Annotated in this window: 9 protein-coding genes; 2 read left to right on the top strand and 7 right to left on the bottom strand. The window is 58.2% G+C overall.

Going from position 1 to position 18,104, the window contains the following annotated elements; translation table 11 throughout:
* Positions 1-53 precede the first annotated feature (53 nt).
* Together JL015_RS21225 and JL015_RS21230 are read left to right on the top strand one after the other, a co-directional pair.
* Positions 54-1,298 carry an exonuclease SbcCD subunit D C-terminal domain-containing protein gene (locus JL015_RS21225; protein WP_201019823.1) on the top strand — a complete coding sequence of 415 codons (1,245 nt, stop codon included), beginning with the start codon at positions 54-56 and terminating at the stop codon, positions 1,296-1,298.
* Positions 1,295-4,939: an AAA family ATPase gene (locus tag JL015_RS21230; RefSeq protein WP_201019824.1), complete on the top strand. Its 3,645-nt coding sequence runs from the start codon at positions 1,295-1,297 to the stop codon at positions 4,937-4,939. Before JL015_RS21225 ends, JL015_RS21230 begins: the two co-directional genes overlap by 4 nt.
* 90 nt (positions 4,940-5,029) lie before the next feature.
* On the opposite strand, the gene JL015_RS27970 is transcribed toward JL015_RS21230, so the two are convergent.
* The 7 genes from JL015_RS27970 to JL015_RS21305 form a co-directional block, all read right to left on the bottom strand.
* Positions 5,030-14,281, bottom strand: coding sequence for a calcium-binding protein (locus tag JL015_RS27970; protein WP_307726271.1), 9,252 nt, complete (start codon positions 14,279-14,281; stop codon positions 5,030-5,032).
* Positions 14,278-15,003 carry a hypothetical protein gene (locus JL015_RS21280; protein ID WP_201019825.1) on the bottom strand — a complete coding sequence of 242 codons (726 nt, stop codon included), beginning with the start codon at positions 15,001-15,003 and terminating at the stop codon, positions 14,278-14,280. Before JL015_RS21280 ends, JL015_RS27970 begins: the two co-directional genes overlap by 4 nt.
* Positions 15,004-15,131: 128 nt before the next feature.
* Entirely contained in the window at positions 15,132-15,449 is a 318-nt protein-coding gene (locus tag JL015_RS21285) for a hypothetical protein (protein ID WP_201019826.1), read from the bottom strand.
* 140 nt (positions 15,450-15,589) lie between these two features.
* The gene (locus JL015_RS21290; protein ID WP_201019827.1) at positions 15,590-15,772 is read right to left on the bottom strand and encodes a hypothetical protein; all 183 of its coding nucleotides are present in this window, start codon (positions 15,770-15,772) and stop codon (positions 15,590-15,592) included.
* 184 nt (positions 15,773-15,956) lie between these two features.
* Positions 15,957-17,129: a lactonase family protein gene (locus JL015_RS21295; RefSeq protein WP_201019828.1), complete on the bottom strand. Its 1,173-nt coding sequence runs from the start codon at positions 17,127-17,129 to the stop codon at positions 15,957-15,959.
* 93 nt (positions 17,130-17,222) lie between these two features.
* Positions 17,223-17,507, bottom strand: a complete 285-nt coding sequence (locus JL015_RS21300; protein ID WP_201019829.1) for a DUF5629 family protein — start codon at positions 17,505-17,507, stop codon at positions 17,223-17,225.
* A gap of 140 nt (positions 17,508-17,647) precedes the next feature.
* A complete protein-coding gene (locus JL015_RS21305; RefSeq protein WP_201019830.1) occupies positions 17,648-18,013 on the bottom strand; it encodes a hypothetical protein in 366 nt (121 codons plus the stop codon).
* Between the last annotated feature and the right edge of the window lie 91 nt (positions 18,014-18,104).

The following is an 18,104-nucleotide window of genomic DNA, read 5'->3' on the forward strand; positions in this document are numbered from 1 at the left end:
GAATTCGCTCCTACACCGCTTGTAGGAGTCCGCCCCAAAATACAGGTCAATCAATGCGTTTGTTTCACACCTCCGACTGGCATCTGGGTCAGAACCTCCATGGTCAGGAGCGGGACTTTGAACACGCCAGCTTTCTGAGCTGGCTGCTGGCCCGTCTGGCAGAGCGTCAGCCTGATGTGCTGCTGATCGCAGGCGATATCTTCGACACGGTCAACCCGCCGGTCAAAGCCCAGGAGCGCCTGTACGACTTTATCGTCAACGCCCATGAGCAACAGCCGCTGCTGACCATCGTCATGATTGCCGGTAACCACGACTCTGGCTCACGCATCGAATTGCCTGCCCCACTGATGCGCCGCTTGCGCACTCACGCGCTGGGTCGGGTGCTGTGGCTGGATGATGGTTCGCTGGATGTCGACCGCCTGTTGCTGCCGTTGCCTGATGCAAAAGGTGAGGTTCGGGCATGGTGTCTGGCCTTGCCGTTTCTGCGCCCGGCCGAAGTCACGGGCGCAACCCTGGGCGACGATTACCTGCGTGGCATTGCCAAAGTCCATGAATTGCTGATCGAAGCCGCCAACGTAAAACGTCAGCCGGGTCAGGCCCTGATCGCGGTCAGCCATGCGCACATGGCCGGAGGTTCGGTGTCCGAAGACTCCGAACGCAGCCTGATCATCGGCAATGCCGAAGCGCTGCCCGCCAGCCTGTTCGGCCCGAGCATCACCTACGTCGCCCTCGGCCATCTGCACAAGCCGCAGCGGGTCAACGGTGAAGATCGTATCCGCTACAGCGGCTCGCCCATTCCGCTGTCATTCTCGGAAATCGACTACAAGCACCAGATTCTGGAAATCAACTGCGACGGCGAGCAACTGGTCAGCGTAGAACCTCGCCTGATCCCCCGCGCCGTCAACCTGCAACGCCTCGGCCCTGCCCCGCTGGCCGAACTGTTGCTGCAACTCAAGGGCCTGCCGGACATCGACCTGCTGGCCGACATTGACCGCCAGCCCTGGCTGGAAGTGCGCGTACGCCTGGACGAGCCGCAACCGGACCTGCGCAACCAGATAGAAACCGCCCTGCAAGGCAAGGCCGTGCGTCTGGTACGCATCGGTGCCGAATATGCCGGCAAGGGCAGCCTTGATGGCGGTGATGAGCAATCGACCCTGATCGAACTGGGCCAGCTCAGCCCACAGGAGCTGTTCAGCCGTGCCTGGGAGGAAAACTTCGGCAGCGCGGTGGATGAACAGACCCTTACCGATTTCGCCACGCTGCTGCGTGAAGTTCAGCAGGAGAGCGAACAGCCATGAAGATTCTCGCCATTCGCCTGAAAAACCTCGCCTCGCTGGCCGGGCCGTTCGAGCTGGATTTCACCGCCGAACCACTGGCCAGTGCCGGCCTGTTCGCGATCACCGGCCCTACCGGCGCGGGCAAGAGCACGTTGCTTGACGCCCTGTGCCTGGCGCTGTTCGGGGCGATTCCGCGCCTGAGCAATATCGGCCAGTCCAAGGTCCCGGATGTGGAAGGCGAAATCACCACCAGCGACCCGCGCACCCTGCTGCGCCGCGGCACTGGCAGCGGTTACGCCGAAGTGGATTTTGTCGGCATCGATCAACGTCGCTACCGCGCCCGCTGGGAAACCAACCGGGCACGGGACAACGCTGCGAAAAAGCTGCAAGCCAGCCGCCAGACCCTTACCGACCTGGACAGCGAACAGATCCTCAGCAACCAGAGCAAACGCGAGTTCGAGCAACTGATCGAACAGCGCCTGGGGCTCAACTTCGAGCAGTTCACCCGTGCCGTGATGCTGGCCCAGAGCGAGTTCAGTGCCTTCCTCAAGGCCGATGACAAGGAACGCAGCGAGCTGCTGGAAAAACTGACCAACACGGCCATCTACAGCCAGCTCGGACGCCGCGCCTACAGCAAGAGCAAGGAAGCCGAAGAAGCGCTCAAGACCCTTACCGCCCAGGCAGGTAACATCACCCCGCTTGAGCCCGAGCAACGCGCCGAACTCGAACAGAACCTGAGCGAAGCTCAGCAACAGCACAAGGCCCATCAGGCACAACTGCGCCAGCTGGAACTCAAGCAACAATGGCTCACTGAGCTGCATCGCCTGCGCGATGAACAGCTCAGCGCCAACGAAAGCCTGAACAGCGCGCAACAGGATTGGGACAACCAGCAAGGCCAGCGCCAGACACTCGGCCAACTGGAGCGTCTGGGGCCGCAACGCCATCGCTTTGCCCGCCGCATCGCCCTCAATGCCCAGCTAAACCCACTGGCTGAGCGTATTGGTCAGCATCAAGCTCAAGAAGCCGCACTACAGACGCAACAGCAGCAACTGGAAAGCGCCCGCAGCAACGCGCACGCGAAACTGCTTGAAGCCCAGCAGCAACAGAACGATGCCAAGCCACTGCTGCAACAGGCCTTTGCAAGCCAGAACACCCTGAACCACCTGACTCAAGAACTGGCCAGGATCGTCGCGCTCCAGCAACAGGCTGAGCAGAGCAGCACACAAGGCCAGAGCCAGTTGCAAGGTTTGCTCGACCAACAGCAACAGGTCGCAGAGCGCCTGGAGCGCATCGCGCAACAACTGGAGCAAAGCACTGAACTCACACCGCTGGCACACGCCTGGAACGCCTGGCGCGACCGACTCAAATCCCTGACGCTGACCGCCAATCGCCTGAAGCACGGGCAAGGCGAGTTGCCTGCCCTGCAACAAAGCGCCGCCGATGCCGATGAGCAGTTGATCCAGCAGCGCAGCGACCTGGAAGTGCTGTACCGCGAGGCCGATTGCGAAGCAGAAGCTGTCACCGAACAGACCCAGATTCTGGGCAGCCTGTTGCAGGACAACCGCAAGCAGCAGCGCGCCTTTGAAGAGCTGGCTCGCTTGTGGGCCAGCCAGCAGGAAATCGATAAACAACAGCAAACCCTCGGCCAACAGCAGCAGGAAGCCCAGCAGGAACGTGAAAAGCTCAATGCCGAAGGCATCCAGACCCGGGACGATCTGAAAGTTGCCGAGCAGACCCTGAGCGTCACTCAGCAATTGCTGGAACGTCAGCGTCTGGCCCGCAGCGCCAGCGTCGAAGAACTGCGCGAACAGTTGCAGGATGACCAGCCATGCCCGGTGTGCGGCAGTGTTGAACATCCCTGGCATCAACCCGAAGCACTGCTGCAAAGCCTGACTCGACACGATGAAACCGAACAGGCCGGCGCACAGAAAGCGGTGGATGAGCTAAAGGAAAAGTACACAAGGCTGCGCGAACAGGTCGGCGGTGTCATTGCCCGGCAGAAAGAACTCATCCGTCAGCAGGAAAAACTGACGCTCCAGCAGCAGGAACTCGCTCCTGATCTGCAAGCCCACACCCTCGGTGCGCAACTGCTGGACCGTGATGCCACGCAACGTGACGGCTGGCTGAAGCAGCAGCTCAGCCAGTTGAGCGAAGTCATCAGCCGCGACGAGCAGCGCCAGGATGCATTGCTCAAGCTGCAAAAAGACGCTGCACGCCTGCAACAGCAGGTACAGGCCGCCCATGAAGCCAGCCAGACCGCCGCACGGCATGTCACGGACCAGATCAAGCAACTTGAAGCGGATCGCGAGCGTCTGGAGGAAGAACTGACGGCACTGGCCACGCTGGTATCGCCGCAGCTTCTGGACAACCTGCGCAACGACGCTTCGGCCACCGTCATGCAGCTTGAGCAACAAGTGACCCAGCGTCTGGACCAGCTCGAACAGCAAAGCGAAGAACAGCAGGAACAGCGCGAACGCCAGCAGCGGATCGAGAAGGAACAGGTCGAGCAACAGAACCGTGTCCAGCGTCAGGCTGAACTGCTTGAACAGGTTCAGGCCCTGAGCCAGCAGCAACACGCCAGCCAACAGATATTGGCCGAACTGCTGGGCTCCCATGCCGATGCCCAACAGTGGCAAAACGCGCTGGAACAAGCCGTCGAACAGGCCCGACACGCTGAAACCTCGGCAGGCCAGACCTTGCAGGATGTTCACCACCAACTGATTCAGCTCAATGCCGAACTCAAGGCCGATCAACAACAGTTGCAGGCTCTGGAACAGGAGTCCCGCGAACTCGACGGCCAGATCAGAGAGTGGCGCAGCAGCCATCACGAACTGGATGACGCAGCACTTGAAAACCTGCTGACTTACGACGACGCCCGCATCGATCAACTGCGCCAGCAACTGAGCCGCAGTGAAAAGGCCCTGGAGCAAGCCAAAGTGTTGCTGCATGAGCGCGAACAGCGCCTGCAACAGCATCAGGCGCAACACAGCGACATTACCGATAACGAGCAACTGGCCGCTGCCCTGCTTCAGGTTCAGACCGAATGTGAAATCAGCGAACAGCACTGCGCCGACCTGCGCGCCAGGCTGAGCGAAGATGAACAGCGACGTAACGCCAACAGCGAGCTGCAAGCGCGCATCGCGCTGGCCACAAGCGAGTATCAACGCTGGGCGCGTCTGGCGGCGTTGATCGGTTCGGCGGAAGGCGACAAGTTCCGCAAGATCGCTCAGGCCTACAACCTCGACCTGCTGGTCCATCACGCCAACGCCCAGCTCAGGCAACTGGTACGCCGTTATCGCCTCAAGCGCGGCGGCAGCATGCTTGGCCTGCTGGTGCTGGATACGGAAATGGGCGATGAACTGCGCTCGGTGCATTCGCTGTCGGGCGGGGAAACCTTCCTCGTCTCGCTGGCCCTGGCATTGGGGCTGGCCTCGATGGCGTCGAGCACCTTGCGTATCGAATCGCTGTTCATCGACGAAGGCTTCGGCAGCCTGGACCCCGAATCCCTGCAACTGGCCATGGACGCCCTGGACGGCCTACAGGCCCAGGGACGCAAGGTTGGCGTGATCTCTCACGTACAGGAAATGCATGAGCGGATTCCGGTACAGATCAAGGTACGTCGACAGGGGAACGGGTTGAGTACGATAGAGGTTGGGGATTGAGGGCGAGGTTGTTCGCTCTTGCATGAGCTGGAGAACCTGCTTGAACGAACAGCCCGCCATCAAGGCGGGCTGTTCGTTTACTCCTGAAGACTACTGCCAGTTTGCTGCGATCACGGCATTGAGCTGATCATGCTGCGCCTGACTCAGGTTGACTTCCCCTCCCTCTGGCGCACCAAAAGCCGCCATGGCACTGACGAGGTTCTCGACCTGATTGGCATACAAGGTCGAACCGCCCGCCTGAATGGCATCCAGGCGCTGGGACGAACCGACATACCAATCCTGTACGGTAACGCTGTCTTGCGCTCCCCGAAGATCAATCACCAGGCTATTCCCCTGACGCGATAACCAGAGGTTGTCACGGCTGACACCTTCAATGCTCAGCACATCGTTATCAGCCTCAGGTGTGTTCGACAGGTTGTTTAGCACGTCCTGACCATCACCGCTGGCAAACGCATAGGTGTCACTCCCGCCGCCACCGATCAGGTAATCGTTACCAGCATTACCACGCAGGAAGTCGTTACCCGCACCGCCGTCGATCAGGTCAGCATCGGATGAACCCAGGATGATCTGGTTGCCCGCCTGACCAGCGAAAACCGTGCCGAAAGCACGCTCGTCGGGCAGGTTCAGGTAAGCCGGTGAACCGGCTGGATCGGGATTGCTCAGGCCAAAGGCATCGAACAACTGACTGGCCGTGATCTGCCCGCCCGAGGCGAATGTGATGCTGTCCACCACGTAGTCTCCACCCAGGAACCAGTTCCTGATCGTCACCTTGTCACTGCCGCCACTGACATTGAGCACCAGGTCATTGCCACTTTTCATCAGGCCGCTGGCAACCTGATTGAAGCTGACGCCCTCAAAATGCAGCGTGTCGGTACCGCCGCCGCTGTTGTCGATCGTCTCCTGACCGCCTCCGGCGGAAAAGACATAGGTGTCGTCACCACGACCACCGATCAGCGTATCGTTGCCTGCACCGCCGTCCAGGGTGTCGCTGCCGTTGCCACCCTCCAGACGATCGTTCCCGGCGTCGCCGAACAAGGCGTCATTGCCATTGAACCCCTGCAACAGGTCGCTCTGCGCAGTGCCGTCGAGCACATCATCGCCGGTCGATCCCTGGGCCGTATTGTCGAAGCCTGCCGCTGGAGCCGGCATGGACAGTCCGAAGGCACCGTAGATCTGCGCTGCCGTGAGCTGGCCGCCGGTTTCAAAGGTAAAATTCTCCACCAGACGGTCGCCGCCCAGGAAGAATTCCTTGAGCGTTATCTGGTTGGCCGAACTGCCGTTGACCCGAAGAATCAGGTCATTGCCCGACTTCATCAAACCACTGGCCACCTGATTGAAAGTGATGCCATTGGCGAACAGCAGCGTATCTGCGCCACCGATTTCCTCGATGACATCCTGGCCCGCGGTATAGACATAAGTGTCATCGCCAATGCCGCCAATCAGGGTGTCGTTGCCCGCAACACCATTGAGCGTATCGTTGCCGGCCCCGCCCAGAAGGATGTCGTTGCCAGTCGTGCCGGTCAGTACATCGGAACCGCCCACACCCGCCACCGGCGGCTCTCCCGTCCCGCCTGGATTGCCGGGTTCGGTCGGCTCCTCCGGTTCGCCCGGCTCAACCGGCTCTTCGCCACCGCTCCCGTCGGGCAGCGCCGTGAGCCGCCCGGCGATCTGGGCGGTGGTCAGGTAACTGCCGCCATCGGGTTGCACATAATCGATGGCGTAATCGCTGCCGAGAAAATGATTGGTGACACGGACCTGCTGACCAAGATCGCCATCGACCAGGATGATCAGATCATCACCATCACGGTGGTAACTCAGGCGGGACAAAGCCACGTCCAGGAAGAACACTCCGTCGAAGCCGCCCCCACTGTTGTCGATGACATCCACGCCGTCGCCTGCGCGGTAATAGTAGGCATCGTCGCCCGTTCCACCGGCCAAGGCATCGTCGCCATCCTCACCGATCAATACGTCGTTGCCAGCGCCACCGATGAGCCAGTCGTTACCTGAGCCATTGTGCTGGCCATTGCCGCCTGACAAGTAGTCGTTACCGTCGCCACCCTCGACCTGATCGTCGCCGCCCATGCCGAACACGGTGTCGTTACCTGCCAGGCCACGCAGAAGGTCTCGACCGTCGTAACCAGCCAGTTGCTCACCGCTTACCGTGCCTTCGATCAGGGCGTCAAAGCCGCCAGCCACGCCCTGCGCAGCGACGATATGGCCTATGCGCTCGGCGCTCAGCAGATAACCACCGGAGGGTTGCACGTAGCTGATAGCCTTGTCGCCCCCGAGGAAGTGACCGAGCACCCGCACCGACTGCGCGCTATCGCCATCGATCAGAATCAGCAGGTCGTCGCCAACACGACTGAAGCTCAGGCGGTCCTGACCGATATCATCCGTGAAAAACACCCCTGAATAGCCGCCACTATTGTCAATGATGTCGGCCCCGCCTCCCGGGTTATAAACATACTTGTCGTCACCCGTTCCGGCTGCCAGGAAGTCGTCTCCGGCACCTCCGTTGAGCTGGTCATTGCCGCTGCCTCCGTAGAGGCTGTCGTTGCCGGCCTCGCCTTCGAGGTAGTCGTTGCCGTCTTCGCCATGAATCACATCGTCGCCAGCACGGCCCCATGCCTGATCATCACCGTCACCCAGGCGGATGTGATCGTCGAGTTCACGGTAGCCAATGAAGCTGTCGCCACTGGAAGTACCCTGCCAGACCACACGGTTCTCCACATCGGCCTGGCTCAGCGAGCTGCCGTCGGCGAACAGGAAGTGCTCCAGCTTGAAGTGGTCGGTCGGCTCCTGGAACCAGTTCTGTACCGTGATCGAATCGCTGCCGTTAGCATGCTCGATGATCAGGTCGTCGCCACGGCGCACGAAACTCAAATCGGAAGCTGCGATACCGGCACCGAAGCTCAGGGTGTCGGTACTCGGCTCGATGTTGCTGTAAGACTCACCCGGCCGCCGCTCGATCAACAGGTCTTGGCCATCGCCCAGACTGAAGAGGTAAGTGTCATCGCCGAACGAACCGTAAAGCGTATCGCTGCCGGCTCCGCCCTCAAGTGTATTGTTGCCCTGATTCCAGGGGTTGCTGTAAGCCTCCAGCACGTCGTCACCCGCACCGCCTCGCAAGGTATCGAAGCCCTGACCGCGCAGAATATCGTTACCCGCGCCGCCGTACAGATCGCCGCTGCCTTCAAGCAGATCGTCACCGTCACCGCCGTCAAGCACGCCATTCCCCTGGAGAGTGTCGTCGCCTGTCTCGCCATACAGGGCGTCGAAGCCACCGCCACCGATCAGAACGTCGCTCCCGTCACCGCCGTGCAGAGTATCGTTGCCACTGCCGCCGTCGAGCAGGTCGTCGCCGATATCGCCGCTCAGCAGATCATCACCGTTGCCGCCATAAAGGGTGTCGATACCATCGCCACCGCTGATCTGGTCATTGCCATCCTGACCGTAAACGAGGTCGCTGCCTGTCGCCGCACTGACCACATCGTCGTCGGCATGGCCGAAGATAATGTCATCCAGAGCGGTTCCTTCCAGAGCCTTGCGCTTGATCGCTTCGTAGTCCCAGGTGGTGCCGTCGAACACGAACTGCTCGATCGCAGTCGCTCCCGCAACGCCCGCCTGGTAAGAGAACTGGCCGAGGATACGTAACCGGTCATTGGTGACCTGATTGAGCACCACCAGATCGGTGCCATCACGGCGTAACAGCAGGTCGGCTGGCGCCACACCCTGAAACTGCACGCTATCGGTGCCGGCACTGTCGATGATGAGATCGTTGCCCCATCCAGCAGTGAACTGGTACCGATCGCTTCCCGCACCACCCTCCAGGTGGTCGTCTCCAGTACCGCCTTCGAGCAGGTCATCGCCATTGCCAGCCTGCAGGGTGTCGTTGTCGGCACCGCCATGCAAACTGTCGTCGCCAATGCCACCATCGAGCAAGTCGACTCCGGCACCACCGGACAGCAGATCGTTTCCAATACCGCCATAGAGTGTGTCGGTCCCTTCGCCACCAAGCACGGTATCGTTGCCATCTCCAGCCTGGACGTAGTCGTTGCCAGCACCGGCGTCGATCGTGTCATCGTCGGCATGGTCGTAGATAGTATCGTCCTGTGCCGTTCCTTCCAGCGCCTTGAGTTTGATGGCCTCATAGCCCCAGGTAACGCCGCCGTCGAACACGAACTGTTCGATGGCCGTCACCCCGGCCACACCAGCCAGATAGGAGAACTGGCCACTGATACGCAACTGATCTCCGGTGACCTGGTTGAGCACCACCAGATCCGAACCTTCACGGCGCAGCAGCAGGTCAGCAGGCTCTACGCCGGTGAACTGAACGCTGTCGCTGCCAGCGCTGTCGATGATGAGGTCCTGCCCCCAACCGGCAGCGAACCGGTATTGGTCGTTGCCCGCTCCGCCTTCAAGGTGATCGTTACCGGTATCGCCCTGCAGAATGTCATTGCCATGACCTGCATAGACATAATCAGCGCCAGCGCCTGCGATGATCAGGTCATCACCATTGCCGGCGTCCAGAAGGTCATTGCCATCGCCACCGTAGAGGCTGTCGTTGCCATCTCCGGCACTCACCACATCATCGCCCCCAAGGGCCTCGATCAGATCATCGCTGGAATAGGCGTTGATCAGGTCGGCAGCCTCAGTGCCTTCAAGGGTGAGCAGGCGCAATTGCTCCGGGTCAATCACAGTCTCCAGCCCGTCTCCGTAGCGCAGGCGCATCCCGCCAAGCGGGATCTCGCCACTAAAGAAGGAGGACAGCGATAGCTGGTCGCCGACGCTGTCGGGGAAGACAATATCCAGGCTGGTGCCGTTGCGACGGAATACCAGACTTTCCAGCGGCAGGTCGGAGAGGTAGATCGTCACGACATTTTCGTAAGTATCCACGACCACGTCCCGGCCATCTCCACGAGCGAACAGGTAGCTGTTTGTGCCCGAACCACCATAAAGCTGGTCGTAGCCCTTACCGCCAGCCAGCAGATCATCACCGGCTCCGCCAGACAGCACATCGTCGCCGTCGCCTCCCTGCAAGGTGTCACGACCCGCGCCCCCCTGGAGGTCGTCATTGCCTGCACCGCCGCTCAGGATGTCGTCGCCAGCACCACCAATGAGCAGGTCGTTGCCGTCGCCGCCGTCCAGTGAGTCGTCACCTTCACCACCGAGCAACAAGTCGTTCCCGGCATCCCCGAACAGAGTGTCCTTGCCGGCACCAGCGTCAAGTGTGTCGTTCCCTTCCCCGCCGAGCAGAGTGTCGTTGCCGCCGTTGCCATACAGAAAGTCGTGGCCTGCCAGGCCCGACAGCACGTCGTCGGAAGCATACCCTTCGATCAGGTCATCACCATCGCTGGCTTGCAGCACCATCCCCATGACATCTGCGATGGTCCAGATGGTACCGTCGTGAAAGACAATCTCGTCAACGGCCATGCTGTTGGCAGCTTCGCTGGAAAAGTAGTTGTTCAGGCGAATGCTGTCGCTGGCAGAAGTACGAATGAACAGGTGGCTGTTGCTGCGCTCGATGCTGACCGCATCCGGGTCAATGCCTTGGCCGAACACCACGCGATCCACCCTGGCGCCCGTCACTTGTGCGGCGTTGTCTATGACATCGTTGCCATACCCGACCTCGAACAGATAGGTGTCACTGCCACGGCCGCCGATCAACGAATCGTTGCCTGTGCCGCCGATCAGTGTGTCATCGCCGTCATCGCCCATCAGTACATCATCACCGGCACCGCCGGATAGCTGGTCGTCACCCGCCAGGCCATGGATGTTGTCGTTGCCTGCCAGAGCATCGATGGTATCCCCCACCGTGCTGCCGAATATCAGGTCGTTGCCCTCGGTGATCGAGGACGCGGTCAGGATATCCAGGATCTGCTCGATGTTCAGACTGCTGCCGTCGGCAAAGGCCAGCCGCTCTATCGCACCGAAATCAAGCGTGCCGTCGAAGTCGAAGAAGTTGTCGATACGCAACGAACCGGAATCACTGCCATCGGGGTTCTTGACGCTGATAGTGACCGTAGTGGCGTTACGCGAGAACACAAGATCATCCTGGCCAATGCCCTCGCCGAACACCACCTGATCCAGACCGCCGCGATCAAGGATGGTGTCGTTGCCATGGCCCCAGGAGAAGTGGTAACTGTCATTGCCCGTCTGACCGTAGAGCCTGTCGTCGCCACCCAGGCCATAGAATATGGAGTCAGCTTCTATCCCGGACAACGTATCGCTGACCGTCGTGCCGATCCTGGTCGAGAAGTCGAAGAACGAGGCCAGATCGGTGTTAGCGGCAGCAATGGCCTGAAAGGCAGCATCGCGCTTGTCGCGGTAGCCAGGCGAATAAGTCCCAAGGTCGGTCAGGATCGCAATGACACTGGCGATCCGGTCGACCCGGTCATTGGCGTAAAGGTTTTCCAATGTACCTTGCAGGCTGCCCCAGTCCACTGTGATGCCGTTGGCGTCAGAGCCGAATGCGGACTGGATGATGCTCATCTCCTGCGCATACTCGGTCTGCGCCAGAATCTGGGCAGCGGTAAAACGTTTGAATTCCAGATACTCGGCCACCAGAATCGGCGCGGCCTGGCCATGGGGGTTCGGATCGTACTCACCCCAGCACCAGATCCCCATGTAGGAACGCCCCACAAGGTTCTCCAGCGTCACCAACTGGCGCGCGTCCATCACATGGCCATAAACCTTCATCGGGTCCCGGCTGTACGGGTCCACACCATCGGCACCCGCCCAGCGGTAGATCAGATCGTCGAGCAGCGCGTCGCGGCTGGCGGCATCGCTGGACGACACATACTGTTCAAGCAGGGACTTCAGTTCGGGGTCCATTGCCATGGCCTGGTGCAGGTCATGCACCTTGCCGAACCCCTTGGCATTGGCGAGGGACAGGATGTCCGGGGCAAGCTCGATGTCGCCACTGTTCACCCGGCGTGTGGTGTCTACCTTGAACCACACGTCCGCAGCGGTGGAGGCGGTGCCATTGCTCAGCATGATGGTGCCGACCTGACGATGCTCGTGACCGTGAGTGTCCACATGGCTGGAGTCGGTGTAGCCCGTACTGATCGACACCACACCGGCATCGGCCAGGCTCTGCAACTCGCTCACATCGCTGATGCCGTTGCCATTGAGATCGCGCCAGACTTGCAGCTCAGCGTAAGAGCTGTCTTGCGCATCAATCACGCCATCGCCGTTGTCGTCATACTCGGCCAAGGCCTGAAAACCGTTCTCGGCAGTCTGGCCATTACTCAGGATGCTGTGGTTGCCGAACAGTTCGGTGCCGTTGCTGATACGGCCATCACCGTTGCGGTCGTGTACCAGCAGCCCGTCGTCCGGGCTGACCCAGCCGGACATTTCACTCAGGCCATCACCATCCAGGTCAAAGTAGCTGGCACCGACTTCCAGCGTTTCGATACCGTCTCCATCCAGGTCAAGGACGATGGGGGATGTGCGACTCTCGGCATCATCGGTCTCAGGCGTTTCGTCTTCTTCCTCTTCTTCCTCACTGAGGACAATCTGCAAGTCGCTGCTGTCCTTGTTGTAGTCATTGATGACGAGAGAGCCATTGACGACCAGAGTGGTGCCATCCAGGAAATAGGTATTACCGCCGCCGTAGTACGTGTTCTCGGGGTCGGTTTCCTTGCGGGAGCCACCGGTGAGTTGCTGATTGCCCAGGTAAACTTTCCCTTTGCCGTCAGTATCGGAAATGATGTCCTGGCTATCGGCCTTGTAGATGTCGAATCCATCGTCGCCCTTGAGGTTATCCTGGCCGTCGCCCCCTTCAAGGTAGTCGTCCCCGAGACCACCCTCGAGACTGTCATCTCCCTGGCCGCCATACAGGGTGTCCTTGCCTTCCCCACCCAGCAGGGTGTCGTTGCCCTGCCCGCCATAGAGAGTATCGACCCCCTCTCCTGCGTCGATATTGTCATCGCCAGCGCCGCCTTCGATGTAATCGTCGTCCTCCCCGCCATTGAGCGTATCGGCGCCATCCATGCCGAAAAGGTAATCCTTGCCCTCTCCACCCTGAATGTTATCGCTGCCGCTGCCGCCGAAAACGATGTAGCGCTTGTCCATGACGCCAAGATCAACGCCATCGATCGTCAGCTTGTACTCTGAGCCACTGCTGTAATCCCGGAACTCGATGTCACCGGGAATGGGAACAGGGAGGCCGAATGGCATTTCATAGGAGCCATCCGTGTCACCGGACTCTCGATAGAATTTCTCGAAGATGAGGAACGATGCACGCTTGTCGATCCACTCATCGGACAGAGCACCTTTTCCGGTTTTCACGTCCGCCAGGCTCAAATCGCTGGAGTAGCCTGGAAGCTCGATGGCGATCGGAGACAAGGCGTACAGCGCATTCCTGACCGAAATATTGCTCTTGGCCAACGAAACAAGTGCCCCCTTCTCGCCGGGCAGAAGGATCGTATTCGCGTTGAGCGCAATCGATGAATCAAGGCCGGAGAAAAAGCTTTGTGCCGCACCTGCAAAATTCTCGGGAGTGGTCGCCGAGTCTGAGCGTTTGCCTAGATAGGTCGCCCGAAGCCAGTCCAGGACCACATGCGTACCGGCTTCGGAAATGAGTTCTCCGAGTTTTCGTGCTTCGCCAGACAAGAGGGACGTGATGTTATTGGTTGCGAGTGCCCGCAACTCACCAAAGCCGGCAGTATCAAAAGTCTCCCATCCGACGCCCAGGTCATCCAGAAGGGTCTTGTCCAGAGTAAGAAGATCAGTCAGTCCAGCACTTCTGGTTTTTTCAAAGGCATAGGCATAAGCGTCATAGGCAAAGAGCAGGTTCTTGACGTCATCTACGCGATTGAGATCGTCCCCGCCCTGTCTTGTGAACCGATTGGTTTCATTCTGCCCGAGCGCCGAGAAAAGAATGGTCCCCGACCAAGCGGCATTTATTTCTCCACCGGCGCTGTCGTTCCCCAAAGAGGCAAATAAAACCTGCCCTACGCCAGTCGCATCATTATTTGCAATATCTGAAATAGTGGGGACCAGCCATTGTCCAGTGCTGGATCGGCGACTCGGATCGAGAATGTCATTCAGGGCATTGATTGCCACCTGATTTGAAGCCTTCTGCATGAGGGCGTCTGAATAGGCGACACCACGCAGTTCCATCTGCCGCTGACTGTAAGACCTGATAATTTCCGCAAAGACCCCTTGCCCCGCGTTGGCAAGTGCCGCCCCCTGCAACCATAACTTTACAGCGCCATCCGGAAGCATGCTGGCAATGGCGTTGTACACATCGGCATAGTTGCCATCAGCATTCGGAGCGCGGCCTTGAAGGTCGCGAATGATTGATATCTGTTCGTCCGTCAGGTAGCTATTGCTCATCGTGAACCTCCATGGCTTTGATTGTTATTTACTTCATATACATCAATCTTGTTACGCACTTCTTTCGTGATGGACTTCCAATCCTTCAGGAGGTCATAGGAGAAAAAAGATTGAATGAGCAGCCCTGAGTGACTGTAGAAAGACGTCCTGCACGTGCCGTTTTTTCTGGAAGGGTCGTTTAACCAGACAACCCAGCAGAAGAACTCTGTCGGGGGCGTGGTGTTGTCTGATTCCCGGGATTGGTAAATATAATTGCGGGAGAAGTCTGTAGAAGACGGGGCGTTTACAGGGTATTCGATCAAGTCCAGGTCTGTGCGCTCGACTGGCGTGTCTGTCTTTTCAAAAGACAACATGCTTTCCATCCGGGTGGGGTCTCCCCGCGTGGAGATCTCTGTCCTGATCATGTGCTTTTCCCCTTTGCCTGCAGGCCCCGTTCTGGGTGGGGTAAAGAGGAAGCCCATGTTGAGGTGCAAGGTCAGCATGTCAGCCTTTGCGGCTTGAATGGTGCCAGCCGTATACACATCGAACACAACATCCGCAGGCACGCGGAAAGTCGAGCTTGCGACCTGGATCGTGTTCGGTTCACCCTTGGTAATACCGTGGGCAGCAAGGTACTCGGGGGTATTGATCTTGGGAGCTTCCTTGTTGCAGGCGGCAAGAAAGAAGAACAAAGGCAAGAGAACGAGGCAGCGGCAGAGCCTTGCATAGGCGTCGTGAGTCACAGGAATCCCTTCGGCGTGATAGCTAAGTGATTCTGTCTTGAAAGCAGGCTAATGTGCAAAATTCTTCGCGAATGAATTCTCTCCTACCCAAACCGTGTGCGAGCGAATTTATTCGCGAACAACCCGAATCACGAAGCGCGTTCCTGTGAGTCCGCAGCCACGACCACAGAAGGCGCAGCCGATTCGTAGGTGCGGGTTTTAAGCTGGGGGTTCATGCTGGTGATGGTCACTACAGCAATGAAAACCACATAAAGCGAAATTGCGATATACGCGCCTTGTTTGATTGAACCCAGAATGGCAGTGGCCATGTTTACTGCTCCATAATGTTTTGCATGGCCAACAGGATCGTCGATATCCACAACATTGAAAAACCATAGGTATGCATAGCCACTATCAGTTTTCTTGATGAGTGGAAAATAAAAGCTCAACCCAGGATAAACACCCACGCATAAAAATCCCCCGTCACTCATGAAGTAACGGGGGATTCGGTGTAAGCCCAGTCCACAGTAGATGCATGGTCTGCCACGCAATGGGCAGTGGTCGCAAAAACCTGTGTGAGCCAGTGAAAACCGTGATCGTTCAGTGCTTACTGCGCGGTCTTGTGGTCCAGCGCGGCATAGAAGTTGGCACTTTTTTGCAGGTATTTTGGAGTGTAAGTCTGGGTGGCGTGGGCTTTCTTGTCGCTGACTTCAACGCTGGCGCTGGCAGGGAGAACAACAGATGCCGAAATAGCCGATGCTGCAATGATGGAAAAGATATTGAAGTTCATGTCGTTAACCCTCGGTGGTCTTTTATATATGCACGCTTGGATTCAAGTGGTGGCCGTTCTGGCCGTGACTCAAACTTACGCCCGAGGCTGCTCATTCAAAAATCTTTTATGCCACTAACTCATATCATCTGGATTAATAGTTGCTCAAGCCCACGTAAACCACGGGCTTGAGCCTTGGAGGCAGTCAATCGCGAGACAGGAAATGCAAATCCGAAGGCGAGTCGAAATCGATTTTCTGCACCGTATCACCCAGCATTCCGCTTTGCGGGTCGCGGCGAACCGTCACGATCTGGTTGCTCTTCTGGTTGGCGATCAGCATGAATTTGCCACTGGGGTCGAAGCTGAATTCCCGTGGCTCCGTACCTTCCACCGAGCGACGCTGTAGCTCTTCAAGCTTGCCCGTGGTCGGATCGATCCGGAAAACCAGCAATTGATTGGCTTCACCCCGATTGGCGACATACAGAAAACGGCCATCGGGCGATGCATGCAAACCACCGGCACCATTGCGTTGTTGCACGCCCTGATTTTTCAGATCGACCAGTTGGGTCTGCTTGAACTCGCCATCCAGATAATCAAACACCGCGACCTGAGCCGACATTTCCAGAACCAGCCAGGCATGCTTGCCTTCACGACTGAACAGGATATGCCGCGGTCCGCTACCGCCCGGCAACTGCACCGAAGCAGTACTGGCCGGCTGCAAAGGCCTGGCCTGACTGGCGTCATAGCGGTACACGAACAGTTTGTCGGCGCCAAGATCGGCAGCAACCACATACTTGCCATCGGGCGTAGGAACCGCCGCATGCACATGGGAAGACATCTGCCGCTCCGGGTTGACCTGGCTGGCAGCATTCGGCCCGGCAGACTGCACAACGTCCTGAAGCTTGCCATCCTTGCCGATCGGCAATACAGCCAAAGACCCGCCAGGATCGGGCTGTACCGCATAGTTGGAGACAAACAGATAACGCCCATCAGGGCTCAGGCTCGAATGCGTAGGCTCGTCGCCCTTGCTCTTGACCTGATTGAGAGGCGTCACCTGATGGGTCTTGGGTGCGATGGCAAAACTGCTGACCTTGCCTTCCACATCACTCTGCCCTGGCCCGTTCTCGTTGACCGCGTACAAGTAACGCCCGTCCTTGGAGAGGGTCAGCCAGGAGGGATTTTCGGCACGGATCACCTGACGCGGTGCGGGATCGATCTTGCCCGTCTGGCTATCGAAGCCGAAACGGTAGATGCCTTCGCTCTTGCCCTGGGTGTAGGAACCCACCAGCAAATCGGTATCGGACATGGTTTGGGCCTGTACGGGGAAAACACTGATTGCACTGGCAAGCGCCAGCCACGGCAGAAACGCAGGAGTCATGGGGGCATTCCTTTTCTTGTTCAAATTATGGGTGCCGGCTTAGCGACAGTCAGGGCTATGACAGGCTATCGCTCATGTAGTTTTGCGGGAGAATCAATCCAGCTCGCTTTCATCCTCATCATTGGGGGTGAACGCATCGAGGCAGATGATGCGGTGATCGGCATTGCCATCGTTGATGACCCAGCTTTGCAGGCTTTCATCGAAGGTCGCCGCCTGAATCTGCGCCAGGCTGAAACGCCATACCTTGCGCTCACGGCCATCCATGCACTCGATATTCAGACCATCGCCCAGAGAGAATTCCCAGGCGTGAAGCCCGTCGATTTCCAGCATCGTGGAAGCTTGCAGCGCGGCGAGCAGGGTGGTGGGTGTGGTTGTCATGAGGGATCATCGGCCTTTGTAAAAGGGCGAATGATAGGGCAAAAAGGGGTGGGGGGGTGACAAGACAAGGCGACACTCATATTTCCTGCGTGTGTGCTGCCTTTAAACAGCACACACGGACAGCGACTCGATAGCAAACGTCACGCACGAGAGTTACAAATGTAATTCACCAAGTCCTGAAAGCTTTTGAGATTTCCTGCCGCCCTCTTGCTGATACTCACACCAAACTGACTATTGATCTTGCTCAGCACAGCATCATAATCCTTATCGCCCCCTGCACTTCGAATCTTGGATTTCACACCATCAACGACATCCATAATCGTGACCCAGCCCGTTCCCTCCTCATCGGAAAAATTGATATGAAACGTACTCTCAAGATCCATAACAACTTCAACCCTATCCAGATCATCAGCAAAACTGGCCAGTTGAGCTCCATCTGTTAATAAGTCGGCACGGACCTCCAAATTATCTGACAACACTTTTTTAACTGTTTCCTTTATATCCATTGCAAATACCTCCCTGTTATTTTTTACTCTAGCAGGGTCGGCAAGAGAGAAAACATGAAAAAAATCCTACCCGCTATTTTGGCTATTCATT

This window comes from Pseudomonas cichorii, assembly GCF_015471405.1.
GTDB classification, from domain to species: Bacteria; Pseudomonadota; Gammaproteobacteria; order Pseudomonadales; family Pseudomonadaceae; genus Aquipseudomonas; species Aquipseudomonas serbiensis.

Coding starts and splice junctions, on each gene's coding strand:
- JL015_RS21225 (WP_201019823.1), top strand. CDS start 54: ATGCGTTTGTTTCACACCTCCGACTGGCATCTGGGTCAGAACCTCCAT.
- JL015_RS21230 (WP_201019824.1), top strand. CDS start 1,295: ATGAAGATTCTCGCCATTCGCCTGAAAAACCTCGCCTCGCTGGCCGGG.
- JL015_RS27970 (WP_307726271.1), bottom strand. CDS start 14,281: ATGAGCAATAGCTACCTGACGGACGAACAGATATCAATCATTCGCGAC.
- JL015_RS21290 (WP_201019827.1), bottom strand. CDS start 15,772: ATGAACTTCAATATCTTTTCCATCATTGCAGCATCGGCTATTTCGGCA.
- JL015_RS21295 (WP_201019828.1), bottom strand. CDS start 17,129: ATGACTCCTGCGTTTCTGCCGTGGCTGGCGCTTGCCAGTGCAATCAGT.
- JL015_RS21300 (WP_201019829.1), bottom strand. CDS start 17,507: ATGACAACCACACCCACCACCCTGCTCGCCGCGCTGCAAGCTTCCACG.
- JL015_RS21305 (WP_201019830.1), bottom strand. CDS start 18,013: ATGGATATAAAGGAAACAGTTAAAAAAGTGTTGTCAGATAATTTGGAG.